Origin of the sequence: Peribacillus sp. NPDC097264 (assembly GCF_050277925.1) — a bacterium.
In the GTDB taxonomy this organism is placed as follows: Bacteria; Bacillota; Bacilli; order Bacillales; family DSM-1321; genus Peribacillus.
The window spans coordinates 192,892-219,564 of record NZ_JBNNSR010000006.1; the positions used below are offsets into that span (position 1 = coordinate 192,892).

Below are 26,673 nucleotides of genomic sequence, written 5' to 3' on the forward strand. Positions count from 1 at the left end.
GCTTTGCTGGCTAAGCCTTTTCAATAGCCGTTCTTAAGTACATTATATTTTTTTATGATATTCCATAAGCTTAACAACTCAAAGAATTGGAAAACCTCTACCCTGGCCACCAATCGATTGGCAAGAGTAGAGGTTTCGGTCTCATTTCACAAGGCTCACTTTCATAGTGTCGAGTTGAATTCCATCTCTACGTCACTATTCTTTTGTGACTTATTTTTAAAGAGCATACCCACGATAAAGCCGATGATGCCGGTAATGATCCAGCCTGCGCCGTTCGTGAAGAATGGAATGAATGAGAAGATGTCGTTAATGGTTGAGGTAGCTAGATTCGCATCCTTTAGTGCATCCAAAATGGCGACAAGTGTTACGCCCACGATGGTTCCGATATAAACCGATTGAGCTCCACCAAACAGTTTGTCTAAGAAAACTAAAGCAATTAATGCGATAGCAATCGGATATAACAACATTAAGACTGGGGATGCCATGTTAAGAATCGTATACAAGCCAAAGTTCGTGATGACCAAGCTCACGGCAGAAATCAGAATCAACCATTTTTTGTAGGAAATCGATGGAACGATCCGTTCAAAATACTCCGCCACGGCCGCAAGACAAGCAACATTGGTCGTAATGCCTGTCAGGAAAATGACCACGCCGATTAAGTATAGGCCCACTTGTCCAAACAAAGACTTAGACGCCAATGCAATCAGTTCACCGCCATTTTGTTTATACCCGATGGCATCGACACTGGACGCACCGATCCAAGCCATGGAAACCTGCAATAATATCAAGCCTATAAGCGTGACGATTCCCGCTTTAATGAAGACCGAGGAAACTTCCTTAGCTGATTTCACGCCTAAAGCATCGACTGATTTGATGAAAATGCCGCCAAATACAAATGCCGCTAAAACGTCCATTGTGAAATACCCTTGCGTAAAGCCTTTTAAAAAGGCAGCGGTTGACGTTTCATACCCAGCACCTGTTACAGGGCCATGAATAGAACCCATTGGAGTGAAGATGGATTTACCAACCAAAATCACAAGCAGTACCCCAAAGACGGGTGTAATCATTTTACCGAGTCGATCCACGAATTTGGAAGTTTCCCAGGATAAATAGATGGTAAGTCCAATGAAGATAATAGAGAAACCTAGTAAGAAAAATACGTGCATAGTAGATTGAGGAATCAACTGGCGAATGCCGATTTCATACACGACACTCGTTGTCCGGGGAATGACATATAAGGGCCCTAACGCTAGAAACAGGAGGACGCTAAATACTATAGCGAACTTGGGATGAACCCGGCTCGCCAATTTTTCGACGGTCCCTCCCCCTTTCGTTAAAGCAATGATTGCGAGAATGACCAAACCAACACCCGTGATGAGAAAGCCACCCATCGCAATGACGGTATTCGTACCGGCTTCTTGACCAAGAACCGGGGCGAAGATAACATTCCCAGCACCTAAAAACATAGCGAAAAGCATGAACCCAATGATAATAATCTGATAGTTTGATACCGATTTCATGGAAGCGCCTCCAATTATGTTATTGTAATAAAATTAAATAGAGAACCCTGTTTCATACACATCATGGTTCTGTAATACAAAAAGGTGTTCCCCAGTAATCCATGCTGAGCCTGTAATCTCCGGAATTACGGCTTCGATTCCTGCTACTTCTGTATGCTCCACTACCGTCCCTTTGAACTTCGATCCGATAATGCTTTCCTGAATGATTGATTCACCCGCTTCCAGGTCCAAGGTTGCCATTTTCGCACAAGTTCCTGTCCCACAAGGCGAACGGTCTATTTGCCCATCACCGAATATGACAACATTCCGATAATGGTTAGGCCCTACCTTTTCGCTGATTTCAATTAAATCAACCGTATTGATTTCCGGTTTCAACGGATGTTCGATGGATAACTGACTGTTCAATTTATCGCGGATTTCCAAAGCCTTATGTATCATTTCGTTTTTATTTTCCAGTGAGATCTCTATTCCTAAATCATGAGCATTCACTATTCCAAAAAAACTTCCCCCAAATGCCACATCCACGTTTACGTGTCGATCATCTGACAGGTGAACAGGGGTTTCCTTGTAGAGAACGAATGACGAAACGTTTTGGAATGACACGCTTTCGACAACGTTATCTTTATACGTAATCAAGCACTCTATCAAACCTGCAGGCGTATCAATGAACACTCTATCTTTTTTAGGTATGAGCGCTTTCGTTAGACACATGGTTACAGTCCCTATCGTTCCGTGGCCACACATGTTCAAGTAAGATCCGCTGTCCATGAAGATGACGCCTATATCCGCCTTGGGATGTGTCGGTTTTGTTAGAATGGCTCCGAACATATCTTTGTGTCCACGCGGCTCATTCATCAGCAACTTGCGGAAATCATCAAAATGATCTCGCACATAATTCTTTTTATCCATCATGGTTTCCCCCATGATTTCAGGGAATCCATCGATGACAATTCGTGTAGCTTCCCCCATCGTATGCGTGTCGATTGTTTGAATTTGTACGTTATAATTCTCCATCGCTACCCCCTATTTTTTTACAAATTTAAAAGTAATTCACATCATAATGCATAATTTCTTTTTTGAAAAGCAGGAAAATACGAATGTTTATCTTGGAAAATATTTATTTATTCTTGAAAACCCTTTAATACCAAAGCTTATTTTCAAAGATTCAAAGAAAAAGAAAATAAAACGATTTGATTTTCTTGAAAATATATTATAATCTTCAAATAATTTCATAATTTAGGGGGCAATCACATGAGTTTACGTGATTTTTTTATTCATCTGTCGGAAAATAAAACCTTGAACAGCGCTGCACAACGGTATGGGTTAAAGCTTGGGGCACAAAGTGTGGTCGCAGGGACGAACATTGAAGAAACGATCCATACCATCAAACATCTAAATCAACAAGGTATTTCCTGTACAGTAGATAACCTTGGTGAATTTGTATTCGAAAAAAGCGAAGCGACGGCAGCAAAAGAACAAATCATCAAGGTGATCGAAGCCATTCATGAAAACCAGGCAGATGCACATATATCCCTCAAACCATCCCAGCTTGGTTTAGATATTGATTATGATTTTTGTCTTCAGAACTTACTGGAAATCGCTGAAAAAGCGAAAGAATATAATATTTTCATCAATTTCGATATGGAAAATTATGAACGCTTACATCCCTCATTCGACTTGATGGAAACGGTCCAAGAACACTTTGGTAACGTGGGGACCGTCATTCAGGCTTATTTCCACGAATCAATGGAAAATATCGAGCGATTCAAGGATTACCGGTTACGCATTGTAAAAGGCGCCTACAAAGAACCTGAAACGATTGCGTACCAAAGGAAAGAGGACATCGATAAGCACTATATCGAACTGATTGAATACCACTTACTACATGGAAAATTCACATCGATTGCGACACACGACCATCGTGTCATCAACCATGTTAAGAAGTTCGTCATCCAAAATAATATCCCTAAAGAGAAATTCGAATTCCAAATGCTTTATGGGTTCCGTAAAGAATTACAACTGGAGCTTGCAAAAGAAGGATATAATTTCTGTACATATGTTCCATTTGGCGCCGATTGGTATGGATACTTCATGAGACGCTTGGCAGAAAGACCTCAAAACCTGACATTGGTCACAAAGCAAGTCTTCAACAAGAAAACAAATATCGGAATCAGCGTAGCGACCGGGGCATTTATACTCGGCCGACTATCGAAAAGACGTGCGGTTAAGCAAAAAACACGATAAGGCAAACTGGATGATTCCCGTCGTTTTCGGGAGTCATTTTTTTATACAGGAAAACCCGAATGAACATCATTCGGGTTTTCCTGTTACTCATTGAATTTTTTGAGGCGGTATTGCAGGCTTTGCCTCCGCAGGCCCAGTGCTTTTGCCGTTTGCGAGACGTTGCCATCGAACATCTTCAAGGCATTTTGAATATAGTACTCTTCGACTTCGTTCATGAATACGTTTAACGGACGAATATCTTTTTCATTTTCCGCTACAAACATGCTCCCCGTCGTATCGGAAAGCTCCTCGCTTTGGACTTTCCATCTGAAATAAATCGGCAGCATATCAAAATCAATGAGCGTTTCATTCGTCATCGTGCTTGTAATATCATCCAGCAATACTTCTAGCTCTTTTAAATTTCCTGGCCAATCATAATCAAGAAAGATTTGTTCCACTTTAGCTGAAAGCCCTTGGATCCGGCTTCCGGTATTGTTGCGATAGCGGTTGAAATAGTCCGATATAAATGGCTTAATATCTTCTTTTCGATCACTTAATGCGGGGACATTTATACAAACCGATGCAAAGAAGTAATATAAATCCTTAGAAAGCTGCCCTTTCTCGATCAAATCAATCGGGTCTTTTCCCACGCTTGCTATAAAAACGTGACTCTCCAGATGTTCCTTGAACAGATTCAGGATTCTTTCCTGGCCTTCAAGGGAAAGGTATTCCACACGCTCACAAAAAATCGTGACCTGTTCATTTTTATCGATTTGCTGCTTCAGCTGGTCGATCAACGCTTGTTCATCATTCCGGCAAATCAGTGTAATGAAATGATCATTTTCAGGGTTCAAATCATGATGGATCCCTTCTGCAATCATGTCCTTTCCCGTCCCGGACTCCCCATAAAGCAAAACAGGCATCCTCGTTTTGGCAGCCATCTTGGCCCGTTCGATCACCCCTGCCATAAGTGGAGAAACAGCTGTAATGATATCGAATGTAAGGGGTTGACCATACCGCCGCAATGGTTGATAGGCCATCAATTCCCTCTCGGTAATATCCTTCGATATCTCGACTGCCCCAATCAATTCACCGTCTTTCTTAATCGGCAGGATATCGGAAATCGTCACAATTTCCTGACCGACACGATTCCAGAAATTCATTTTGTAGTTTTTGATTGGCTCACATGTTTTCAGGACCCGATAGAGATGGCTGTCATTAATTTTAGCGATCATTTCTTGCTCGAATTGATCTTCCTCAAGCGAATGAATCCCTTTTAGTTCCCGCATTTTCGCATTATAGATCACGGTTTTCCCCTGAGCATCCACGGCGTGTATCCCTGCTGAAATATTGTCCGTGATATATTTATAAATCTCGTGTAAATTTTGCTGTTTCATTGGAACACCCCTTTTGAATTTTTGTAAATTTTCGGAAAAGTTATTGTAATATGCCAAAAAATGTTGCATTATATATATATTAACAATAACATAAGTGCACAATTATTTGGCACCCGTGATTATAAGGAGGATATTAAATTGATTCCATACACAACTGAACAACTAACTGACTTTTCAAAAAAGGAAAACCAACAAGCTTACAATGAGGCCCTTCAAAAGGTTCAAAGTGAACTTGGAAAAGATTATCCATTAGTTATTGGTGGGGAACGCATCACTACTCATGATAAAATCACTTCTTACAATCCGGCTAAAAAAACCGAAGTCGTGGGCACAGTATCTAAGGCAAACAAAGAACTGGCCGAAAAAGCGATGCAAGTTGCCGACCAGACATTCAAGACTTGGAGCAAAGTAAAACCGGAAGTACGGGCTGACATTCTATTTAAAGCAGCTGCCATTACAAGACGCCGTCGTCATGAAATGTCTGCAGTCATGACCCTTGAAGCGGGTAAACCATGGGTTGAGGCAGATGCTGACACAGCGGAAGCCATTGACTTCATGGAATATTATGCGCGTCAAATGCTCGAATTGAAAGACGGAAAACCAGTAAAGAGCCTTCCAGGCGAATATAATAAATTTGGCTATATCCCACTTGGTGTCGGTGTCATCATTTCACCATGGAACTTCCCATTTGCCATCATGGCCGGGACGGCCGTGGCAGCCGTGGTTACAGGGAACACCATCTTACTGAAACCGGCATCCACAACACCAATCATTGCGTATAAATTCATTGAAATTCTTGAAGAAGCCGGCCTTCCAGCTGGTGTCGTGAACTACATCCCAGGACCTGGTGGTGAGGTTGGCGATTACTTAGTCGATCACCCACGCACTCGCTTCATTAGCTTCACCGGTTCACGCGATGTCGGTTTGCGCATTAACCAACGCGCGGCAGCCGTAAACGAAGGACAAATTTGGATTAAGCGCGTCATTGCCGAAATGGGCGGGAAAGATACAATCGTCGTCGACAAAGAGGCAGACCTTGAATTGGCTGCACAATCGATCGTTAAATCCGCTTTCGGATTCAGTGGCCAAAAATGTTCCGCTTGCTCACGTGCCATCATCGTCGAGGATGTGTACGATACCGTATTGGATCGTGTAGTAGAATTGACAAAAGAATTAACGGTGGGAGACCCAACTGACCATAACAACTTCATGGCTACCGTCATTGATGAAAATGCCTTCAAAAAGGTGACAAGCTACTTTGACGTCGCTAAAGAAGAAGGACGCATCCTTACGGGTGGAGAAGCGGATGATTCAACAGGTTACTTCATTCAACCAACTGTTGTCGCAGATGTGGCACCAAGAGCACGCTTGATGCAAGAAGAAATCTTCGGTCCAATCGTCGCCGTTTCCAAAGCAAAAGACTTTGACGAAGCGCTAGAAATTGCCAATAACACAGAATACGGCTTGACGGGTGCCGTCATTTCAACAAACCGTGACCATATCGAACAGGCGCGCGAAGAGTTCTTCGTGGGGAATTTATACTTTAACCGAGGCTGTACAGGTGCTATCGTTGGGTACCAACCATTCGGAGGGTACAATATGTCTGGAACCTGTTCAAAAGCGGGCGGTCCTGACTTCTTGACCTTGCATATGCAATCCAAATCGGTATCTGAAAAGTTATAAGAGCCTCTAGTAGAATTCGAGTTTCTTCCTATTATATAGATAAAGAAAAAGTCGTAACTCGTATAAAAAGGAACTGCCCCATTATTGCGGGCGGTTCCTTTTTACGTGAGTCATATAATTCGAGTTTCTTCTATTATATATACCCAAATCCATAGAGTACCTATAACTAAGCCACTCTTTTGGATAGGGGTGTCCATTTAACGTAATACAGCATTCCAACCAAGATGGCCACTATACCAAAAATCAGGGAAATCCCCTTGAAGAAATGACCCCCAACCGTCGGTGAACTCCAAATCAAACCGCTCATGAGTAGCAATAAAGTGCCCAGCCCCGTTAGAAAGAAAGCCGATTTTTTCCGACTTCCTTCACTTACTGTAAGGCCCGTTAGCGTGACTAAGTATAATAGTGTCATCATCATAAGTGCCGGGAACAACGGCCTGAACTTGGCCGCGTACACAAGATGGTCCAGACTGGAAATATCCTCCGGGCCTTCAACTTGTGTGTGTACTAGCTCCGAAAAAGGCGTTGTATACTCCCACTCCCATGGATTATCCAAGATTTCACTTCCTTCATACCACGCACAAAACGTGAAAATCAAAAAGAACAGCATCGCCATTATAGCCTGTAATACACCCTTCATCGACAACTCCCCTTCCCTCTCACATGGTCATATACATATAAACCAATAAGAACCAAATCAATGCATATCCAAAATCAAGCAAATAGACTTTCCTTTTCTCTTTTTGTAAATAGCTTTCCATTCCATCTATAATCGAACTGATACCCGCTAATAGGAAAATCAGCTTTAAGTAAAAGAACTCTTTTCCGTTGATGATTGCCATCACTAAAAGGATGATCATCGCTACCGCAATCATCGTATGAAGGATCATATTCGCTTTTGTTCTTTTCGCATTTCCTCTCTTTATAAAAAATATCCCCATTTGAACCTCCGCCTACATGGTTAATAACATTCTTATTTTTTATTAAAAGGTAAATAACTCCTCATCCAGTTTAACATAAACATCCAAATTATATGATATTCCCCATCGTTCACCTGTACATAAATGTACTTCCCCGAATACCATAAGGTAACTTCTTGTAAGGGGCGTTCGGACTATGGGTACAAGCGGAGAAGACCTCCTTATCACGGGAGCTTGGTTATTGGGGATCGGCACGGTTGTTGAAGCCATCGGGCAAACCCAGCAAACATTGACAGGCACGGATTTGGGCAAGGATTTGATTATTAAGGGGAATGGAATCGAGGCGGTCGGCAATTCACTTCAGGCAATCGCTAGGACAAAATTGTTCAACCCCGAGGAGTATCCGCTTTCGCAACTATATTATATTTTCGGCGAATGGGTTGAAGCCGCGGGAAATACGGCAAATTCTGTAGGTATCAGTATTGAACTGAGTGGTGAAGAGGAAGAAGGCTTAAAAATCGATACACTCGGTAGTGGCATCCAAGGCCTCGGTGCTGCTTTCGAGGCAGTCGCAGCATACATTGCCGAAGAATCGTCATTCAAGTCTCTCGATATTACAGGAAATAGCCTCGTGTCATTAGGCTCATTCCTCGACGCCATCGGTAATCTTTTCATTTTACAGGATAACAGGGAGATTGGTGAAATGATCCTATTAATCGGTGCCTGGCTCCAAGTTATCGGTGCCTTTATCTTGATTCGTGCCGTCACGATGGAGGTGGAAGCGGATAATGCCCCCGAAAATGGAGGCGATAATCCTTATTCGTATCACCACTATCATTTTGCCCATCCCTAAAGGGATTCAACAGGAGCAACCAATTCCACTTTCAATCTATCGGGATCCTCGAAGAATACAGCATAATGGTCCTTCCCACCAGCGAACGGATGCCTGTCGGGATAAAGAATGCGCATTCCCTGCTGTTTTAATTTATGTGTCATCTCATCCACTTCCTGGCGTGAGCTTGCATGAAAGGCTAGATGATTAAGCCCCACTCTTCCCCTATGAAAGGGAATTTCGAGAAAACGCTTCTCTGCTTGGACAAACACCACATACAGATCATCGATTCTCCAGCTCCTCCCCCCATCCCATTCCTGGAAAGGACGATACCCTAGCTCCTCCAAAAACCAACTCCAAAATGTCACGGTTCTTTTCAAGTCGGAGACATTGATCTCGATATGATGAATGAAGCCTTTTGACATATGCGCACCTCCATTTGTTATATATCGAAAACCGGTTCATTTTGATATACTACCAGTAACTGGTTTATTTTAGCATAAATGAAAGGAATAGATGCTTGCAACAGGTTTAAAGCAGCCGTGAATAAGGAGGAGAACAACATGAAAGACCAACCTAAACACTTCTTTGATAACCAATGGGACGATAGCCATCGTTCATGGCCATTGCCACGATTACCCTGGACGATGAAACAGACATGGAATGATCTGTTGTTTGCCCATTATCCAATAAAGATCGACGTCTTGCGAAAGTTAGTACCTACCGTGCTGCCGATAGATTCTTTTGACGGCATGGGGTGGATAGGCGTCGTTCCGTTTCATATGACGGACATTCGTCTAAGAGGGCTACCTCCCGTACCAGGCACGGATCGGTTTCCTGAACTCAACGTCCGGACTTATGTCACAGTGGATGGAAAACCGGGGGTGTACTTCTTTAGCCTGGATGCATCCAATATGCTTGCGGTCAAGACTGCCCAAACTGTCTACCATTTGCCATATAAATTTGCCGATATGAATGTGCAGCGCAGCGGCGATGTCATCGATTATAAAAGCAAGAGAAGAAGTGGCAGTCAAATATTCGAGTGTACATACAAACCAACCTCAGAACCGTATCTTGCCGAAAAAGGTTCTTTCGATGAATGGCTTACAGAGCGTTATTGCTTATATACACTAAACAATAGAGGAGTGCCGCTTCGTTGCGATATCCTGCATAAACCCTGGCCACTCCAGCATGCTGAAGCGGATATCAGACAGAACACGATGCTGACCAACCAAGGCATTCATGTTGAAAACGACAAGCCCATCTTGCATTTTGCAAAAACATTGGAAGTCCGGATGTGGCCATTGGTCCGTGCGACCGACTAAATGATCGGATATAGCCATTATATCGGTCAATGTTGAGCGTTTATCGGTCAAAATTGGAATATATCGGTCAAAATCTACATTTTATCGGTCAACGTAGCATTCCTACAAATGGAGGGGTCATGATGAAAAAATGGATAGGGATGTTGGCATGCAGTTTATTCCTTGTCTCTTGTAATGCTCAAGAATCAATCATTGAGATTGAGTGGGTCGATTTCGTTAAAATCAATAGCAAACAGTATGAAGGGGTCCATTCCGCTATCCTTGCCGACTCCACTTCTATCGGGGAAAAGATAGGAGAAGTGAAGTTCAGAGTCGCGGATCATGTATCCGATGTCGATTACAAGACGAAAGAAGGTGACGCCGCATTCTGGGAAAAGGGTACGGAGGTCTTTTCCGTACAAGGCAAGCCTGAATTTGCTGCTATTCAGTCAAAAGACGAAATCAATGGGTATGCAATCTATCATGAAGTTACGGAGAATCAAACATTTCGGGGCAAATACGAAGACATCGATGAAGAATCGATCAATCGAATAGATATATATAAAGAGGATAAAGATAATCATCCCGTACTCACCCATTCATTATCGGATAAACATGAGATACAAGCTATGACCCTGATACTTAACGAAGGAAAGACGAACGCCCGCTTTAATCCGAATACCAGCCAAGGAGACCCGGCTAGCTATCAACTCGCATTCTATACCGAAGAACCGATCGCCTATACGTTCCCCTTATTTTTCGATGGGGAACAATGGTATTGGATACCATGGGATACCGTTCTTTTATCAGATAATGTTGAGAGATTCATAACGGAAAAATAGAAGACTTATAAACCTGAAAAACTCCCCTTCTTCAAGGGGAGTCTCGGTCAAAAGATTTATTTGATGTAAATATCATGCAATTGAATGATATGATTCTTATCTTTCTTCTGGTCATCAGAATCGACCACCAATTCTCCTTTATAAAGCGTCTTTCCAGTCTTCGGATTGGCAATCAGCAATTCACCTTTGGTAATGGCAAAGATGCGTCCATCCTTTATCTCAGTGAAATCAACAGATCCCGGTTTGTAGTCATTGATTACTTTCTGTTTATCGATATCAAAGGTGAGGATACGATTCATCCCTTCCTCCCATCCTGTCACGTAGAGAGTCTCATCATCATAGAAAAAGTCACTTTCCACAGATTCAAAGGTGATATTCTCTTCATTTGGAATCTTGATTTTTTCCAGTTTCTTTGTGTCGTAATGATAAGCGAATAGTGAACTTTCACCCCTTTTTTCCTTGAATCCTTCCTCTTCACTATACCTACCTTTTACTAACGCCAGTAAGAACACATGACTTACCATCCCTCTATCGACTTTTGACGGCATAGAGAAATGTCCTTCATTGGATGAATCAAACGTTTCGGATAAAAGCGTTTCATCGCTCACGATTTTTTGACCGGCTAAATCAATGGTGTAGTGGTGTATCTCAACCGTATCTTTTTCATCCTTCGTAATCACATCATTTTGAGTGATGACCTGTAATTTGGATTGAGCGAATTGAATATCCCTTACTATGATATCATCATATTTTTCTTGTTCTGGCACATCTATTTCATACGACTTTTCATCTTTGTTTTTCTTTTCTAAACTATCAATATTGAAGTACGAGCTAAATTTTCTATTCTCATAATCCACATTCATGGTTACGAACGTCAGGTTATCTCGATCTTCATAATACGTTTCGATATATTCTTTATCCCTCATGAAGGAACGATACTCATTCACCAACCGTTTATAGTTAGGATCATAGAAATCAAAAATTTTTTCAAAATAAGACTGTTCTTTTGCATATTTCAATTTATTGGATTCAACACGAAAATGTTCACTTAGGCTGCCCTCTTCATAATATCCTTCCAAGGCAACCGATTGTAATTCCTTTTCATTACCTTCTATCGTTTTAAATGTAAGTTTGGGAAGGTTTGAAGCGTAAGAAGTTACTTGAGCATAATACGTTCCGATACTAAATAGACTAACGACGATGATGAGGATGCTGCTGATATATCGTTTCACCCTGTTCACTCTCCTTATATTAGTTGGTGGGACTTTATACGGTTACACGTTTCTTTAACAACCAAGAGCCAAGCCAGATGGAGACGGCTGTAATGATAATCCCCAAAGCGATTAAACTACCGAAGATTTCTGACGGATAAAGAGAGATACCGTTAGAACCATTCTGCCAAATAGGCGATAGGAACAATGCGCCCGCTAGTACGGAATAACTAATGCCTAGCACAATCCCTTTGATCCGGTAACTTCTTTCCAACATGATGGCTGTAAATAAGACAAACAGGATCATCAGCCCGATTCCATAGGAAATGATAAATTGAGTGAACGAGCCAGGAATGATGAGCGCTAATACTCGGTTGGATTCAAGGATGGTCATCACACTCATTTTTGCGGTTAAGAACACTTCCGGCATCATGGAATTGAACAGGGCATTCTCCATCGGTAGGATGATCAATTGTAAGGCAATCAGTCCTAATACCATCAAGAAAATCGCTGTAGCTTTGGATAAATAGAGAGATAATCTCGTAGTCGGCAGCATCAACAGGCGATAAATAAAAGTATTTTTCCCGAACCAATCACGGTACCAAATGAGAAAGATGTAGAATATAAGGGCAACGGCACACAACGCAATCGGTCCTAAAAACCAGAGCGACCCTGAAACCAAGTTAAAGTTCACTCCGCCATAAACTTCTAAATAAGTAGCTTCGGTCAATTTTTCTTCTAACATGGTTTGATCAGTTTTATTTAAGAATCCTTGTACTTTAATGATCACGCCTGCAAATTGCGAAAGGATCGTGATCAACAACAATGAAAAATAGATTTTGCTAAAACGGTTGATTTCGAAATTGACTAGCTTCATATAACGCATCATCCTTGATACACCTCTCTCATTACATCGACTACTGATTTCCCTTCCTCTTCACGCATATCTTCTGTATTGAACTCTTTCACTACATTTCCGTTTCCAAGTAAGATGACCTTATCGATTAAATGTTCAATATCACCGATTTCATGGGTCGTGATGATGACTCCCCTGTCCTCGATCAAATGACTGGCAAAGACGTCGGCAATTTGTTCCCGGCTAAACATATCGATGCCGGAAAATGGTTCATCCATTAGCACGTAATCCACATCAAGCGACAGACCCAGCATCAAGTTGACTTTTGCCGTGTTCCCTTTTGATAAATCTGAAATCCTTGTGTTTTCCTCCAGTTTGAAAAAATCCAGCAACTCATTGGCTCTTGACTGATTCCATGTAGTATAGAAATCGTTCATGAAGACCATAGCCTGCTTGATCGTCATTTGCGGAAGCATAATCGGAGCGTCCGGAATGAAGGTGATCTTTTCATAACTGTTTGTATTGAGCTTTTCATGATCAATCAAAATTTCCCCACGATACGGCGTCAATCCCATAATCGCCTTTAACGTCGTGGTTTTCCCTACACCGTTTATCCCGATCAGGCAGGTGATTTCCCCTTTGTTCGCGGTAAAAGACATCCCATCCAAGATTTTCTTTCGACCGTACTTCTTAGAGATTTGCTTCACTTCGATCATTTCTCTTCCCCCTCTTTTGCATATTTATCTTTCACGATCTGAAGTAGCTCATCAACCGGTACATGAATGGGACGAATGGCTTCTACAAAAGAATCGACCGCAGCAAGAATAAGCTCTTGTCGGACAGCATGTAACATCTCTTCATCCGTAGTGATTCGACTTGGGAAATTTCTTTCTGTATGAATCAAACCTTGTTCCTCCATTTCTTTATACGCCTTTTGGGCCGTATTCGGATTAATATTCAATGTTGCCGCCAATTCCCGACGCGAAGGGATTTCCTGTCCCGCAACTAACTCCCCAATGGCCATCTGTTCTTTGAAATGCCTCACCACTTGCAAATAAACCGGCTCACGGGCATTAAACGAAACGTTCATTAAACCACCCCTATATTTAATAAAAGATCTGATAATCACACTTGGACTCAAGTGTATGTATTAAGTGGTTCATACACCTTATGTATGTACTATACCCGTAATACACTTCAGCTGTCAATATCGTTTTAAAAAATATTTCCATTTTATGATGAAGACGATTCCTCCAAAAATACTCTATAGATAAATGGAAGGCGATTGACAAATCACTACTATGTGATACTATATACTAGTAGTAAGTATTACTAAATAGCGTATAAAATCCAACAACAAACATATGGGGTGAATTCTTTTGGAGAATCTGACAGAAATGCTGAAAGGGGTGCTTGAAGGTTGTGTGCTTGAAATCATCAGCCGAGGCGAAACGTATGGCTACGAAATTACACAGCAACTACAAAAACTCGGCTTCGTTGATGTAGTGGAAGGCACGGTTTACACGATTACGATGAGGCTTGAAAAGAACAATCTGGTAGACATCGAGAAAAAGCCATCCACGATGGGACCACCAAGGAAATTTTACACCCTCAATGCAGCGGGTCAAGAAAAGCTTCAAGTTTTCTGGACAAAATGGGCATTCATTTCAAGTAAACTGAATGAACTTAAAAACTTACCGATTGAAAGGGGAGACGCAAAATGAGTTTTTTTGAAAAAATAATGGGAAGTTTTGATGAAAAGAGAGAATGGAAAGCGATGGAGGCGCGTGCGAAGGCTCTTCCTAGTGAATACCATAACGCTTACAAAGCGATCCAAAAGTATATGTGGACTGCTGGAGACAGCCCCACCGATTGGGAGGGTACCAATCGTATTTTTTCCGGTATTCTCGACCTTTTCGAGGAAGGTGCAGCGGAAAGCAAAAAAGTCACCGACCTGACAGGTGAGGACGTGGCTGCCTTCTGTGACGAACTAGTGAAGGATGAGCAAACTTGGAAGGATAAGTATCGCAAGAAATTGAACGATACCATCGGACGTATTGAATGAATCTATTTGAAGGATAAGAAGTAAACAATTTTAAAGAGCCTTGCTACGCAGAATGTAGAAGGCTCTTATTTTTTCAAAAAAAGTCAACAAACCCAATGGGCCTGCTGACTTTCCGTTCAGCTTGGATCATTTTCATCCAATGAGAGTGTGACGACTTTTGTATAGTCTCCTTTTGCCACCTCTTCCGGAGTAGCGCTTTCATCCAGCTCCTCTTGCGTTGTGATTCCATCGGCTACGATTGGTTCTTCTTCATGATTTTCGCGCTTTTTCATGGGCTATCCCCCTTTCATTGATAGAATATCCAGGAGTGGCTTTTTCATTCTTGAATCAGTTTGCATAAAAAAATGCCCGCTTCATTTTACTGAGACGGGCATCTTTCTTTAAGTACGCTTAATGGAATTTCCCAGTTAATCTAAAACTAATTTCTGCAACAACCGTTGAAAGGACAAACGTTCCTGTATAAACAACTAGAGAAATGACAACGATTCGCCACCCTAATTGTTTGAATTCCTTTAAATCTTTCCCGAAGGATAGACCCGCATATGCCAAAATGGGAGTGGCCAGCGCCATGAAATTCACATGTTCCGTTACCTTGATGATTTCTGCATTTCCGGGAAAAATGGGCGTTGTAATCAGCAGCGCTAACATCGAAACCCAAATGACGATGGGTAGTTTTATAGGGATGACTTTAGCCAAAAAGAACCCTACGATCGTAACGGCAACAATGATCAACATGCCTGGTAGTGCATCTATAGGTGAAACATCGTATCCAATCCAATTTCCCATCAGGGCTATTATTCCAATGATTATAAAAGTCAATATCTTATCTTTCATATAACCTCTCCCCTTTAAGTCCTGCACTGCCTTATTTTTCAATCACTTTTGACTTACGCCCCAAAACGGGTTCTAATTTTTTGTATAAAAAGTTTGTAAAAGGAAGGGAGAAGAATACACATATGTATGTCCCTAAGATTGTTGTAATTAAGTTAGCCGCACCGGCAAATACAGCAATATCCTTTGCGGATTCCGGGAATATTACCGCTAGCGCTCCAGACATCGCAGCCATCATGCTACCTGATCCCACTCCTGCACCCATGGCAAGGGAAATCGGATGGAACCAACCAGTTTGAGCCAAAAAGCTCGCTAACACGGAAAGGTATAATGCTCCAAACAAAGTCCCGCACACATATACGCCCAGTGCTCCCCTGCCTTCAGGTGAATCCGATCCATATTTTTCAGCGATGATGGCTAAGTTTGGTTCTCTATCAATCGAAAAAGTGGCACCGACTGCTTCTCTTTTCATGCCAAGTAACAATGCAATCGGTAAACCTAATAGGATTGTCCCTGCGAAATGCCCCAATTCCTGCAAACCTAAAGCAAGGCCGGCATCAAATATCTGTGGCAAGGATGGTCCCATTAACATGCCTAATTTGGCTACAAAAAGCATGAATGAAATCCCTAAAATATTGGCCGCTACATTCATTTCCTTCGGTTTTAAGACTTTCAAAGAAGGTAAACTAATGACCGCACCGATGATCAATGCATACAACATGGGAAATAAGGCAATGGCCCCAATACCGATATTAAAGGTTTTTACACCGATGAATTCTGTTATACACACTAATATCAAAACAAAAAAATGAATTTTCCAACTACGCAGAGAATTTTCTTGCACATTCATCACTCCTTTTTTGTCTACGATTGGTACGGACTTCAAAAAGGAAAGCCCGTACGATCCATGTTTGCGATGTTATTTATTGAATTTTCTCAGTCGTATGTAAAGCTATGCCCACGATAAGTGAAATCCCCTGAATCATCGCTTTCTCATCTGGCAGAAACACGTCGCTATGTAACTTCATAGGGTCATCCGGGTTTTCCGCTACACCTAAGAAGACAAACGTACCCGGAACTTTTTCTAAATAGAAAGCGAAGTCTTCACTTGCCATACTTGGTTTACTCAACCATTGAACGGACTCTTCCCCAAATAAGTCCGCCGCAATCGCAGCAGCATGTTCATTGAATGTTGAATCATTTATGGTAACAGGGTAGCCCACTGAAAAGTTAAAATTGATTTCCACTTCTAGTTTAAGAGCCGAAGCCACACCTTCAACGATCCGCTGAATACTGTCAGCCACTTTCTTACGGGTATCGGCATTAAGAGTACGCACCGTTCCTCTAAAACTAGCTTTTTCAGGGATGATATTATAGCCATCTCCTGCTTCTATCGTTCCGATTGTCAGAACGACGGAGTCAACCGGATCCGTTTCCCTGCTGACTATCGTTTGGAGGGCCGTTACGATATGAGCAGCCCCGACGATTGCATCCACCCCTTGATGAGGTGCTGCCCCATGGCCTTGTTTGCCTTTTAGCATAACATCAAAGGAATCCATGCTTGCCATGATGGCTCCATTTCTAAATCCATATGTTCCAGTAGCTAACTCAGGCCAAACATGAAAAGCAAAGGCATGGTCAACTGCAGGATTACTAAGAACTCCTTCATCGACCATTACGCCTCCCCCGCCCTTCATCTCTTCAGCGGGTTGAAAAATGAATTTTATCGTACCGGAAATATGTTGCTTATTTTGGGATAAAACATGGGCGGCAGCCAGTAACATCGCGGTATGCATATCATGTCCGCACGCATGCATCACACCGGGATTTTGAGATTGATAGGGCACACCCGTTTTCTCCTGAATCGGTAACGCATCAATGTCGGCCCGTAACGCAAGTACTGGCCCCTCTTTATCGCCATGAAGAAGACCCACAACTCCCGTTTTCGCTACTCCTGTAGTCACTTCGATTCCAAGCCCTTTCAAATAATCCGCAATCATTTCAGCGGTTTTTGTCTCTTCAAATCCAAGTTCAGGATTTTCATGGATCATTCTTCTTATTCTCACAGCTTCTTCATAGATCCCTGATGCCTTCTCCACGATTTCAGCTGCCGTCAAAGAACTTGTAACGCTTTTTATACTCACAATACTCATCCCCTATACTACTTTGTACATACTATTAAAATAATAATAATTGCCACAATTATATTTAAATTACATATTTAACCTCAATATCCACCAGTACTTTTATACTACCATTTCAAATATAACCTGTACATATCAGAAAATACCAATAATTCTGCATATTCATAGAATTATGGTCTTCTAAATAGAGTTACTTTAGGCAATGAAAGAGCTGATTTTATTGAGTTCACAAGGTTAATAGGATGGGACATCAGTTTATATCTTCTAACTAATTTTATTTTAATTTTTAGAAAAATTTCTTTTTTACAATATTATTTTTTCTAAAAAGCGAATTAGAAATGTTATATCTATATAAAAAATAAGCCCTCGCCCTTACTTTCTTGGGATCGACGACTTATCATATACTCAAGCTACGGCTCTTTGGATGGAAAAAGGCCTCATATTCTTCCTCGCTTATCTCTTTATCGGGCGTTCCAACGTCAGTATTTCATCTTCCATGGAAGAAAACTGTTGTTCCACGACATGTTTAACATCTTGGACGGCCGCGTTATAGAAATGAGGAGCAAGTGTTTCCTTGACGAAATCCAATACTCTTTCCGCGGCAAATTCCGTGATTTCCTCATCTCTTTCTTGCGAGAAGAAATACTGGATATCGGAAATCATTAATTGCTGTTGGTCTTTTGTAAGTTTTATAAACAAAATCGAACACCCCTTCATGGATAGTACATGTAATTATAAATGGTGATGGTCCCCATTTATAGCCTGTTTTTTCATAAAAGAATATGTACAGCACAAAAGTAAAAAAAACGACCAACAAAGCAAAAAGCTTCGTTGGCCGTTTCCGTTTAATTACCCTTTTACAGCTAATTCTGCTAGGCGCTGTGCAGAAGCTTTCACTTCTTCCAACCCTGCAGAAATGATTTCTTGTGCTTTATCAGGCATTGCATTGTGACCTTCGATGATGACTTCATCAATGATTTTCATGCCGAATACGCCACCGAATACATTGCGCATGTAGTTCACTGCCATTTCCATTGGAGCCGCTTCCGGAGTTGAGTAAATTCCGCCGCGAGCGTTTAGGAAGATCGCTTTTTTGTCAGTCATTAATTGAACCATATTCCCATTTGCATCATATTTGAATGCGAATCCTGCCGCATACACATAATCGATGAATGTTTGCAATTTAGCCGGGATTGTTAAGTTCCATAATGGGAACGCGAATACCACTACGTCAGCTGCAGTGATTGCATCCATTGCTTTTTGTTTAGCAGCCAAAAGACGTGATTCAATATCCGTTAACTCTCCGCCTGTTTGCACTTTGCCGAATGCGTTGAAAATTTCTTGACCGAAGTATGGTGTATCTTCTTCAAACACATCATAAGTTGTTACATTTACATCTTTACCTTCTAATGAAGCCATGAACGTTTCGTACATTTTGCTTGAGATACCTTCTGTTGCCGGACGGTTGTTTGCTTTCACTACTAATACATTCATTATATAAAATCTCCTCGTATTAAAATATTATGATTTAAGTTATCTTTAATTCAAGATATTTATATCTTACAAGAAAGCATGCATATTTGTCAACACACTTGTTTGGAAATTGTTTGAACTTTTATCCAGATTATTGATAATTAGATCATTATCCTCATTCTCTTTCTTTTAAGTGTTCCGCAAATCTTAATAAATAACCGTCAGGATCCATGATTAAAAAACTCTTTTTGCCCGAGTAAAAGATCATCTGCCCGATACCAATTCTCCTGAATCTCCATCTTAATGGGATACTGATGTTCCATTATACGCCGGTATAACTCATCGATATCCCTGACTTGTATTTGAAAATTAATCCCTCTTCCAAATGGGTAAATCAATTCTCCTGTCTTCCAGTGTTCATTCGTTTCTTCCAACATCATTTGGCAATCTTCTAGGGAAATCATCGCGAATTTATCCTCTGGACGTTGGTAGTCCATCTTGAATGGGAGAATGTTCAAATAAAATGATAGACTATGGTTTAAATCTGACACCGACAACTCAGGTACACATGCTTGTCGTTTTATCACTGTTTCCCACCTCCATTTGGTTCTTATAAAAGATTCCTTATAATTTCATGTGAGAAAACGACCATTGCATTTATCACTTTTCATAAGCCCCACCCTGGCGGTCATAGATACCTAACCCTGTAAAATCACAGCTATCCCCTTTTGATTTTTGTTCTACACGAATCGTTTTGCCGACTGTTTTGAAAGTAGCTTTACAATCTTTACTGTTAAAAGAGGCTTTCGTTGTGGATGTTACTTTTGCTTTTCCATAATAATTATTGAATTTCCAAGGCATATCTGCCCCTGAAAGGTTCCCTGTTGGATCGTAACGATACCCTGTTTGTGACACAAAGTAAATGTAGTGATCTGTTTTTTTATACAAATATAAATCAGTTATTACGCCACTTCCTGAATAATAAGAGTTGTAATAACTACCTATCCAGCGTTCATTTGGTTTTACTTCCTCTGCATAGTCCATTGAGACATAGGCTTTTTTCCCTTTGTATATGACTTCGTAGAAGCCCTTATTGTAGTTAACAGTTCGCATATTCGCGGTTTGATTTTTCTTTAGCTTGCCTACTATTTTGGAGGATGTGGATGGTTTTTCCCTAACATTCAATACGCTTGTTGTTGATTTAACTTTGAGCGTATACGTCTTTCCCTTTGCTTGAACATCATCACTATGCGATACTCCAAAAACCATCACAAAACATAACACAATTCCAACTATGCATTTATTCATAATTAATCCTCCTAATCCATTAATATCCAATTTAGTATATCAATATAATCTGAAACTTTCACCTGTTTATTTAAATGAAAAGGATTAACTCTATATAATCTTTAAAGTTTGAGGTAAGAGTAAAGGAACAGTTCACAAAAATGAACGAAAAACAAAAAACCGGGCAGAATCGCCCGGCCTTACTGGTTACACGGTTTCTATAATCTTGTTGACCAACGTGTTGGCTGGCCGATTCAGTCCTAAGTTTCCGCGTAAGGTATCTTCTGTGTATTCGGTACGGAATATGCCACGTTTTTGCAATTCAGGGATGACATGATCGACGAAGTCTTCAAGGCCGCCCGGTAAATAAGGAGGCATGATGTTGAATCCGTCCGCCGCTCCATTTTCGAACCATTCTTGCAATTGGTCTGCGATTTGTTCCGGTGTTCCTTTGATTTCACGATGGCCTCTGGCGCCGGCTGTTCGTTGATATAGCTGGCGTATGGTCAGGTTTTCACGTTCAGCCAGATCCTTCAATAATGTAAAACGGCTTTTCCCTCCATTGATTTGTTCTAGTTCCGGCAGGTCTGGCAGTGGTCCATCAACGGGATACCCGCTTAAATCCACACTGATCATCGCTGACAAAAGTGCAACGCCAGCTTCCTCTGGGATAAGTTCCTCAAATACTTGTTTTTTCTCGTTCGCTTCTTCTTCTGTTGCCCCAATGATTGGGAAGACACCCGGCATGATTTTTAGTTCCTCAGGGGAACGGCCATATTTCGCCATCCTTCCTTTCACATCCGCATAGAAGCTTTGCGCTTCTTCGATTGTTTGCCACGCTGTGAAAATCACTTCCGCCGTTCGTGCCGCCAGCTCTTTTCCAGCTTCGGATGATCCCGCTTGAACCACGACGGGATGACCTTGGACCGGACGGGAAATATTCAGTGGTCCTTCTACGGAGAACCATTCACCCTTATGGTTGATGGCATGGATTTTCGAGCCATCGGCGAATTGCGCAGAATCCTTATCCATGATCAACGCCTCATCTTCCCAGCTATCCCAAAGCTTTTCTACAACGTCCACAAATTCCTCGGCCCTCTCATAACGCTTTTCATGTTGAAGATGATGATCGGAATTAAAGTTCCGTGCTTCGGCATCCGTATTGGATGTGACGACGTTCCACCCTGCACGGCCATTGCTTAAGTGGTCGAGCGATGCAAACTTACGGGCTACATGATAGGGTTCGTTGTACGTCGTGGACACCGTGCCGACTAGCCCGATTTTTTCCGTAACCGCTGAAAGTGCTGATAATAGAGTGAACGGTTCAAAACTAATTCCCGCTCTTTGGACGTTTTTAGAACCGTTATGTTGCAACGCATTACCATCCGCCACAAACAGCATATCGAATTTGCCGCGCTCTGCTGTTTGGGCCAGTCTTTTTAGAAAATCAAAATTCAATATATTATGAGTTTCAGCCTCGGGATGGCGCCAACCGGCCACGTGGTGTCCAGGAATCATGAAAAAAGCGCCTAATTTCATTTCTTTTTTATTCGTACTCATCTAATCTCCTTCTTTCTACTATTCTATTTTCAACACTTATATATGAGCGCCCGCCACTTTTTCAAGGAGAGTGTTTTTCGGACGTTGTAATCCCAAATTTTCACGCAATGTGCTGCCTGAATACTCCGTTTTGTATATGTTCCGCCTTTGCAATTCAGGAATGACTTGATCGACAAAATCATCTAACCCGCCCGGTAAATAGGGAGGCATGACATTAAATCCGTCTGCCGCTCCATTTTCAAACCATTCTTGAAGTTGGTCAGCAATTTGCACGGGTGTCCCTTTAATTTCACGATGCCCGCGAGCACCTGCAATATGTTGATATAGCTGACGGATTGTATACCCTTCACGGTTCGCCACATCCTTCAATAACTGAAAGCGGCTTTTTGTTCCATTGACTTCTTCTAAATCAGGAAGTTCAGGCAAGGGACCATCCAATGGGTAACCACTCAAATCGACATTGACCATCTTCGATAAAAGAGACACACCGGCTCCTTCTGGAATCAGATCGACCAATGCTTGTTTCTTCTCATTTGCTTCCTCTTCCGTATTCCCGATGACGGGAAATACTCCAGGCATGATTTTCAGTTCCTCAGGGGCACGACCATATTTCGCCATCCTCCCTTTTACATCCGCATAGAATGCTTGTGCTTCCTCTAATGTTTGCCAAGCAGTGAAAATCACTTCGGCCGTTCGCGCCGCCAGTTCTTTTCCGGCTTCGGAAGATCCGGCTTGAACTACAACCGGATGACCTTGAACAGGACGGGAAATATTCAGTGGTCCTGCAACGGAGAACCATTCCCCTTTATGATTGACGGCATGGATCTTTAAACCATCTGCAAATTGCGCCGATTCCTTATCCATGACAAGCGCCTCATCTTCCCAGCTATCCCAAAGCTTTTGAGCGACATTCACAAACTCTTCAGCACGCTCATACCGCTTTTCATGAAGGGGATGTGCGTCGAGATTAAAGTTGCGAGCTTCTGAATCAGAGCCTGATGTGACGACATTCCATCCTGCTCGCCCATTGCTCAGATGGTCCAAAGAAGCAAACTTACGGGCGACATGGTAAGGTTCGTTATACGTCGTCGATACGGTACCAACCAGCCCGATGTTTTTCGTTACTGCTGAAAGCGCCGATAACAAGGTAAATGGTTCAAAGCGTGTATTTACGGTTTGCCCTAATACTTGTTCATCCTGCGTGTTGAGTGATACATGATCGGCAAGGAACAGTAAATCGAATTTTCCGCGCTCTGCCGTTTGGGCCAGCTTTTTTATAAAATCAAAGTTCATGATATCCCTTACCTCTGCTTCTGGATGACGCCAAGCTGCCACGTGATGACCTGGAATCATGAAGAAGGCACCTAACTTCATTTCTCGTTTATTATTCGTCATCAAACCACCCCTTCTACCTTCGATTATTGATTGACTTTCCAAGCCGAGAATCGTTTTTCCAGAGACACTAAAACATAATTCAATAACAATCCAAGCAAAGAAATCGTTATGATTCCGGCGTACATTTCAGCGATTTGGAAATTCATCTGCGCATAATTGATCAAGTAACCTAAGCCTTCTTTGGCTCCTACCATTTCAGCTGCAATTAACACGAGAATCGATGCCGTCCCTGCCATCCGTATTCCGGTAAAAATAGTCGGAATAGAGGCCGGCAAAATAACCTTATAGAATAGTTTCTGGGAGGATAATCCCATTGATTTAGCTGACTTGATGAGCAACGGATCGACATTTTGAACGGCGTTGATGGTATTTAAAAGAATCGGAAACGTACAAGCGAACAGGACAATCGCTATTTTGGATACTTCCCCAATCCCAAGCAATAGGATAAAAACAGGCAATAAGGCCAACGCGGCTGTATTGCGGAATAACTCCAATACTGGGTTCAAAAAATCTTTGGCCAAAGGAAACCAGCCGATGATCAGACCTAAAGGTATCGCAATCAATAGGGCCAACCCAAACCCAATGAACGAACGGAAGAAGCTTGCCTTGAAATGGGCGAATAATTCTCCTGATGTCACCAATCCCCACCATCCTGCAACCACTGCCGAGAAAGGGGGGAAGAATACGGAATCCACCAATCCAATTCGCGGTGCAATCTCCCAAATGGCTAGTAACAGGACGATCACGGCTGTCTGCTTCACAAGTTTTTGAAGCCAGGTAAACGATAAACGGATAGGCCGCTTTCTTTCAATAGGTACAGCAATAGCTTTTTCTAAACTGGACATCTATGAACCACTCCTTTTTTTATGAATTAAATGGAAGCTGCTTGATAGACCTTTTCATGAAGAAGGCTCCATATATGATGTCGTGCTTTTACAAAGTCTTCATGTGATCGAATGTCCACTTCGTTCAAACGTGAATCCAAGGGGATATCCACCATGTACTTGACCGTTCCTGGATTTGTGGACATTACTGCGACTCGCTGCCCTAAGTACACAGCTTCATCGATGCCATGCGTGATGAAGATGATCGTTTTCTTGGTCTTCTCCCAAATCCGTACCAATTCACTCTGCAAGGTTTCTCGCGTCTGCGCATCCAATGCGGCAAACGGCTCATCCATCAGTAGCACATCCGGATTATAAGCTAGACTCCTAGCGATGGCGACGCGCTGCTTCATCCCACCTGACAATTCATGAGGAAAACGATCTTCAAACCCCTCCAACCCGACCAAAGATAAGTAATATTGCGTCCGTTCATGTCGTTCTTTCTTCGGAACTCCCTTAGCTTCGAGACCAAAATCGACATTGCCTCGCGCTGTCTTCCAAGGAAACAAAGCATATTGCTGAAACACGATTCCGCGGTCCAATCCAGGTCCCGTAATTTCCTTTCCATCAAGGAGGATACGGCCTGAAGTCGGTTTCGTTAAACCACCGAGCAGATCCAACAACGTGGATTTCCCGCACCCACTTGGACCGACCAGCGTTAAAAATTCACCATCTTTCACGGAGAAGTTCAAATCCCTTACCGCCGTGAACTCCTTCTTCGAGCCTTTTCCCTTTTCGGTATCCCGTACAGTAAACACCTTTGTCACTTGATCAAATCGGATTTTATCCGCCATATCCACACCCCATTCATTTAGTTTCAAGCTCTTTCGTATATGGATTAAACTCATTGGTGTATACGTCTTCCAACTTCACTTGGCTCTTTTTGATCTCGCCATTATCTTCTAGCCAATCCGTCCATACTTGGAATTCGGATTCTTTTATATAGCCTCCTTTTGCGGCAACACCCGGACTTTTCCAGTATTGAACCGTTTTTGAATCTTCTTTTCGACCTCGTTTCTCTATGATTGATTCAAAACGGGCAATCACTTCTTCACGTGGTGTTGTACGTGCCCATTCAATTGCCTTTGCGGTTCCCTCTACAAATTTTTTCACCGTTTTTGGATTTTCCTTTAGAAATTTTTCTGTAAAGACGATGCTTCCTGCCGTAAAGGTTCCAAATAGATCATAATCACTGAATACTTTACTGATGCCTCCATTATCCAGTGCCCTGTCACGTGCCGCCCCATTCAAGGCCACGACATCGATTTGTTTTTGCCGTAATGTTTGCTCCGCATTACTCGGGGGCACCACCACTAAGGTAACCTGTTTGATTTCATCATCCGAAAGACCATTTTGTTTCAAATATTCTTTTAAAGCCAATTCAAGATGGGCACCAAGCGTATTCACTCCGACTTTTTTTCCGATTAAATCACGTGCTTCTTTTATTGGGCTACCCTCTAACGTGTAATACCCAACAAAGGTTTTTTCATCACTCCCATAATAGCCAAGTACCGCTTTAATCGGAGCGCCGCTTGATTTCAATTTGATGATGGCTCCATTAAAGGCCCCACCAAAATCCGTTTGACCCGTCGCGGCCGTTTGAATATCCTGCGGTCCGCCATTCACATTTCCCACCCAATCCAACTTAATCGAATCCAAATAACCTAAATCCTCCGCCAGTTCTGGGTATGTAACCACCCCTGCCGATCCCTGATACTTCAGTTCTGCTTTTTCATAACCATCCTGGTTTTTCTCCACTGCCTTCCCTGAAGAACAACCAACTATCACAAGTAATGCACCAATCCATACTAAAAATAAGGCCTGTCGAGTCATTTTCATTTTTTACTCTCCTCTATTAATGAGGCTCATTAAACACAAAAGACCCTCGATTAATTTACCAATTAAACGAAGGCCTCCAGAAGTCTAGTCAGCCACACTATTCAATTATGATTCAGGGACCATATGAACATCCCTTTGAAGATTCTCCCCATTAGCGCTCCTTGCATTGGATCAATATGTATATAACTGAAACGTAAATCCCCCCTTTCTTAAACAAAAGAGGCCCCCATTTTCACCATGTGGTGAACGTAGGGGCCTCCGGTTAACCAGTAAGCCAATTCATTTAATTCCAATAAAGTTTATAGGTTTAATATATTTACTTTTTCAAAAAATGTCAATCATTTTCTGAAAGTTCTTTCTTTTTACCCATATTTTATGTAAAGATAATTCGCTATTTAATTTAGATT

At 41.9% G+C, this 26,673-nt stretch carries 30 protein-coding genes; 7 read left to right on the top strand and 23 right to left on the bottom strand.

Annotated elements, in window-relative coordinates; genetic code table 11:
- Positions 1–161: 161 nt before the first annotated feature.
- A complete protein-coding gene (gene brnQ, locus ACQKL0_RS11380; RefSeq protein WP_427687676.1) occupies positions 162–1,520 on the bottom strand; it encodes a branched-chain amino acid transport system II carrier protein in 1,359 nt (452 codons plus the stop codon).
- 33 nt (positions 1,521–1,553) lie between these two features.
- Positions 1,554–2,534 (bottom strand): proline racemase family protein, encoded by a 981-nt coding sequence (locus tag ACQKL0_RS11385; RefSeq protein ID WP_427687678.1) that lies wholly within the window; start codon positions 2,532–2,534, stop codon positions 1,554–1,556.
- Between the two features lie 237 nt (positions 2,535–2,771).
- Between ACQKL0_RS11385 and ACQKL0_RS11390 the strand changes: the two genes are divergently transcribed.
- Complete coding sequence (locus ACQKL0_RS11390; RefSeq protein WP_427687679.1) at positions 2,772–3,764, top strand: proline dehydrogenase family protein; 993 nt, start codon at positions 2,772–2,774, stop codon at positions 3,762–3,764.
- An 83-nt stretch (positions 3,765–3,847) separates the two neighbouring features.
- Here the strand turns inward: ACQKL0_RS11390 and ACQKL0_RS11395 are convergent, their stop codons facing one another.
- Positions 3,848–5,140: a sigma 54-interacting transcriptional regulator gene (locus ACQKL0_RS11395; RefSeq protein ID WP_427687681.1), complete on the bottom strand. Its 1,293-nt coding sequence runs from the start codon at positions 5,138–5,140 to the stop codon at positions 3,848–3,850.
- 138 nt (positions 5,141–5,278) lie between these two features.
- On the opposite strand from ACQKL0_RS11395, the gene pruA reads away from it, so the two are divergent.
- The gene (pruA, locus tag ACQKL0_RS11400) at positions 5,279–6,823 is read left to right on the top strand and encodes an L-glutamate gamma-semialdehyde dehydrogenase (RefSeq protein ID WP_427687683.1); all 1,545 of its coding nucleotides are present in this window, start codon (positions 5,279–5,281) and stop codon (positions 6,821–6,823) included.
- Positions 6,824–6,989: 166 nt separating this feature from the next.
- Here the strand turns inward: pruA and ACQKL0_RS11405 are convergent, their stop codons facing one another.
- Together ACQKL0_RS11405 and ACQKL0_RS11410 are read right to left on the bottom strand one after the other, a co-directional pair.
- Complete coding sequence (locus ACQKL0_RS11405; RefSeq protein WP_427687685.1) at positions 6,990–7,463, bottom strand: YjdJ family protein; 474 nt, start codon at positions 7,461–7,463, stop codon at positions 6,990–6,992.
- A 19-nt stretch (positions 7,464–7,482) separates the two neighbouring features.
- Complete coding sequence (locus tag ACQKL0_RS11410) at positions 7,483–7,764, bottom strand: hypothetical protein (protein ID WP_427687687.1); 282 nt, start codon at positions 7,762–7,764, stop codon at positions 7,483–7,485.
- Positions 7,765–7,939: 175 nt separating this feature from the next.
- Here ACQKL0_RS11410 and ACQKL0_RS11415 point away from each other — a divergent pair, with 175 nt between their 5' ends.
- Positions 7,940–8,596, top strand: coding sequence for a DUF6944 family repetitive protein (locus ACQKL0_RS11415; protein ID WP_427687689.1), 657 nt, complete (start codon positions 7,940–7,942; stop codon positions 8,594–8,596).
- Here the strand turns inward: ACQKL0_RS11415 and ACQKL0_RS11420 are convergent.
- Positions 8,593–9,000 carry a VOC family protein gene (locus ACQKL0_RS11420; RefSeq protein ID WP_403124747.1) on the bottom strand — a complete coding sequence of 136 codons (408 nt, stop codon included), beginning with the start codon at positions 8,998–9,000 and terminating at the stop codon, positions 8,593–8,595. The two genes, ACQKL0_RS11415 and ACQKL0_RS11420, sit on opposite strands and share 4 nt — an antisense overlap.
- Before the next feature lie 222 nt (positions 9,001–9,222).
- Between ACQKL0_RS11420 and ACQKL0_RS11425 the strand changes: the two genes are divergently transcribed.
- Both ACQKL0_RS11425 and ACQKL0_RS11430 read left to right on the top strand, forming a co-directional pair.
- Positions 9,223–9,900, top strand: coding sequence for a YqjF family protein (locus ACQKL0_RS11425; RefSeq protein ID WP_427687855.1), 678 nt, complete (start codon positions 9,223–9,225; stop codon positions 9,898–9,900).
- 122 nt (positions 9,901–10,022) lie between these two features.
- Positions 10,023–10,721 carry a hypothetical protein gene (locus ACQKL0_RS11430; protein WP_427687690.1) on the top strand — a complete coding sequence of 233 codons (699 nt, stop codon included), beginning with the start codon at positions 10,023–10,025 and terminating at the stop codon, positions 10,719–10,721.
- Between the two features lie 56 nt (positions 10,722–10,777).
- On the opposite strand, the gene ACQKL0_RS11435 is transcribed toward ACQKL0_RS11430, so the two are convergent.
- Genes ACQKL0_RS11435 through ACQKL0_RS11450 form a run of 4 tightly spaced genes read right to left on the bottom strand, consistent with a single transcriptional unit; the run spans position 10,778 to position 13,878 of the window.
- Positions 10,778–11,953, bottom strand: a complete 1,176-nt coding sequence (locus tag ACQKL0_RS11435; RefSeq protein WP_427687692.1) for a hypothetical protein — start codon at positions 11,951–11,953, stop codon at positions 10,778–10,780.
- A 34-nt stretch (positions 11,954–11,987) separates the two neighbouring features.
- Entirely contained in the window at positions 11,988–12,809 is an 822-nt protein-coding gene (locus tag ACQKL0_RS11440) for a hypothetical protein (protein WP_427687693.1), read from the bottom strand.
- Positions 12,810–12,817: 8 nt separating this feature from the next.
- Complete coding sequence (locus tag ACQKL0_RS11445; protein WP_402874061.1) at positions 12,818–13,504, bottom strand: ABC transporter ATP-binding protein; 687 nt, start codon at positions 13,502–13,504, stop codon at positions 12,818–12,820.
- Positions 13,501–13,878 carry a GntR family transcriptional regulator gene (locus ACQKL0_RS11450; protein ID WP_402874058.1) on the bottom strand — a complete coding sequence of 126 codons (378 nt, stop codon included), beginning with the start codon at positions 13,876–13,878 and terminating at the stop codon, positions 13,501–13,503. The genes ACQKL0_RS11445 and ACQKL0_RS11450 overlap by 4 nt, the downstream gene beginning before the upstream one ends.
- Positions 13,879–14,167: 289 nt before the next feature.
- On the opposite strand from ACQKL0_RS11450, the gene ACQKL0_RS11455 reads away from it, so the two are divergent.
- Together ACQKL0_RS11455 and ACQKL0_RS11460 are read left to right on the top strand one after the other, a co-directional pair.
- On the top strand, positions 14,168–14,512 hold the full coding sequence (locus ACQKL0_RS11455) for a PadR family transcriptional regulator (RefSeq protein WP_402987181.1): 345 nt from the start codon (positions 14,168–14,170) through the stop codon (positions 14,510–14,512).
- Positions 14,509–14,853 (top strand): DUF1048 domain-containing protein, encoded by a 345-nt coding sequence (locus ACQKL0_RS11460; RefSeq protein WP_407408739.1) that lies wholly within the window; start codon positions 14,509–14,511, stop codon positions 14,851–14,853. Before ACQKL0_RS11455 ends, ACQKL0_RS11460 begins: the two co-directional genes overlap by 4 nt.
- A gap of 116 nt (positions 14,854–14,969) precedes the next feature.
- Here the strand turns inward: ACQKL0_RS11460 and ACQKL0_RS11465 are convergent, their stop codons facing one another.
- The 13 genes from ACQKL0_RS11465 to ACQKL0_RS11525 all read right to left on the bottom strand — a co-directional run bounded on the left by ACQKL0_RS11465 (position 14,970) and on the right by ACQKL0_RS11525 (position 26,266).
- The gene (locus tag ACQKL0_RS11465; protein WP_402957261.1) at positions 14,970–15,125 is read right to left on the bottom strand and encodes a hypothetical protein; all 156 of its coding nucleotides are present in this window, start codon (positions 15,123–15,125) and stop codon (positions 14,970–14,972) included.
- A gap of 118 nt (positions 15,126–15,243) precedes the next feature.
- Entirely contained in the window at positions 15,244–15,687 is a 444-nt protein-coding gene (locus ACQKL0_RS11470; protein WP_402874046.1) for a hypothetical protein, read from the bottom strand.
- Between the two features lie 31 nt (positions 15,688–15,718).
- The gene (locus ACQKL0_RS11475; RefSeq protein ID WP_402874041.1) at positions 15,719–16,534 is read right to left on the bottom strand and encodes a DUF3100 domain-containing protein; all 816 of its coding nucleotides are present in this window, start codon (positions 16,532–16,534) and stop codon (positions 15,719–15,721) included.
- A gap of 73 nt (positions 16,535–16,607) precedes the next feature.
- Positions 16,608–17,828: a M20 metallopeptidase family protein gene (locus ACQKL0_RS11480; protein WP_427687695.1), complete on the bottom strand. Its 1,221-nt coding sequence runs from the start codon at positions 17,826–17,828 to the stop codon at positions 16,608–16,610.
- Positions 17,829–18,281: 453 nt separating this feature from the next.
- A complete protein-coding gene (locus ACQKL0_RS11485; protein WP_402874035.1) occupies positions 18,282–18,527 on the bottom strand; it encodes a DUF2164 domain-containing protein in 246 nt (81 codons plus the stop codon).
- Between the two features lie 150 nt (positions 18,528–18,677).
- A complete protein-coding gene (locus ACQKL0_RS11490) occupies positions 18,678–19,322 on the bottom strand; it encodes an FMN-dependent NADH-azoreductase (RefSeq protein ID WP_402957253.1) in 645 nt (214 codons plus the stop codon).
- A gap of 200 nt (positions 19,323–19,522) precedes the next feature.
- The gene (locus tag ACQKL0_RS11495) at positions 19,523–19,888 is read right to left on the bottom strand and encodes a bleomycin resistance protein (protein WP_427687697.1); all 366 of its coding nucleotides are present in this window, start codon (positions 19,886–19,888) and stop codon (positions 19,523–19,525) included.
- A 73-nt stretch (positions 19,889–19,961) separates the two neighbouring features.
- Entirely contained in the window at positions 19,962–20,609 is a 648-nt protein-coding gene (locus ACQKL0_RS11500) for an SH3 domain-containing protein (RefSeq protein WP_427687699.1), read from the bottom strand.
- A 186-nt stretch (positions 20,610–20,795) separates the two neighbouring features.
- Complete coding sequence (locus tag ACQKL0_RS11505) at positions 20,796–22,148, bottom strand: LLM class flavin-dependent oxidoreductase (protein ID WP_427687701.1); 1,353 nt, start codon at positions 22,146–22,148, stop codon at positions 20,796–20,798.
- A 36-nt stretch (positions 22,149–22,184) separates the two neighbouring features.
- Positions 22,185–23,543: an LLM class flavin-dependent oxidoreductase gene (locus ACQKL0_RS11510; protein WP_427687703.1), complete on the bottom strand. Its 1,359-nt coding sequence runs from the start codon at positions 23,541–23,543 to the stop codon at positions 22,185–22,187.
- Between the two features lie 23 nt (positions 23,544–23,566).
- Complete coding sequence (locus tag ACQKL0_RS11515) at positions 23,567–24,388, bottom strand: ABC transporter permease (protein WP_402873991.1); 822 nt, start codon at positions 24,386–24,388, stop codon at positions 23,567–23,569.
- A 26-nt stretch (positions 24,389–24,414) separates the two neighbouring features.
- On the bottom strand, positions 24,415–25,221 hold the full coding sequence (locus ACQKL0_RS11520; protein WP_402874284.1) for an ABC transporter ATP-binding protein: 807 nt from the start codon (positions 25,219–25,221) through the stop codon (positions 24,415–24,417).
- Positions 25,222–25,234: 13 nt separating this feature from the next.
- Entirely contained in the window at positions 25,235–26,266 is a 1,032-nt protein-coding gene (locus tag ACQKL0_RS11525) for an ABC transporter substrate-binding protein (protein WP_427687706.1), read from the bottom strand.
- Between the last annotated feature and the right edge of the window lie 407 nt (positions 26,267–26,673).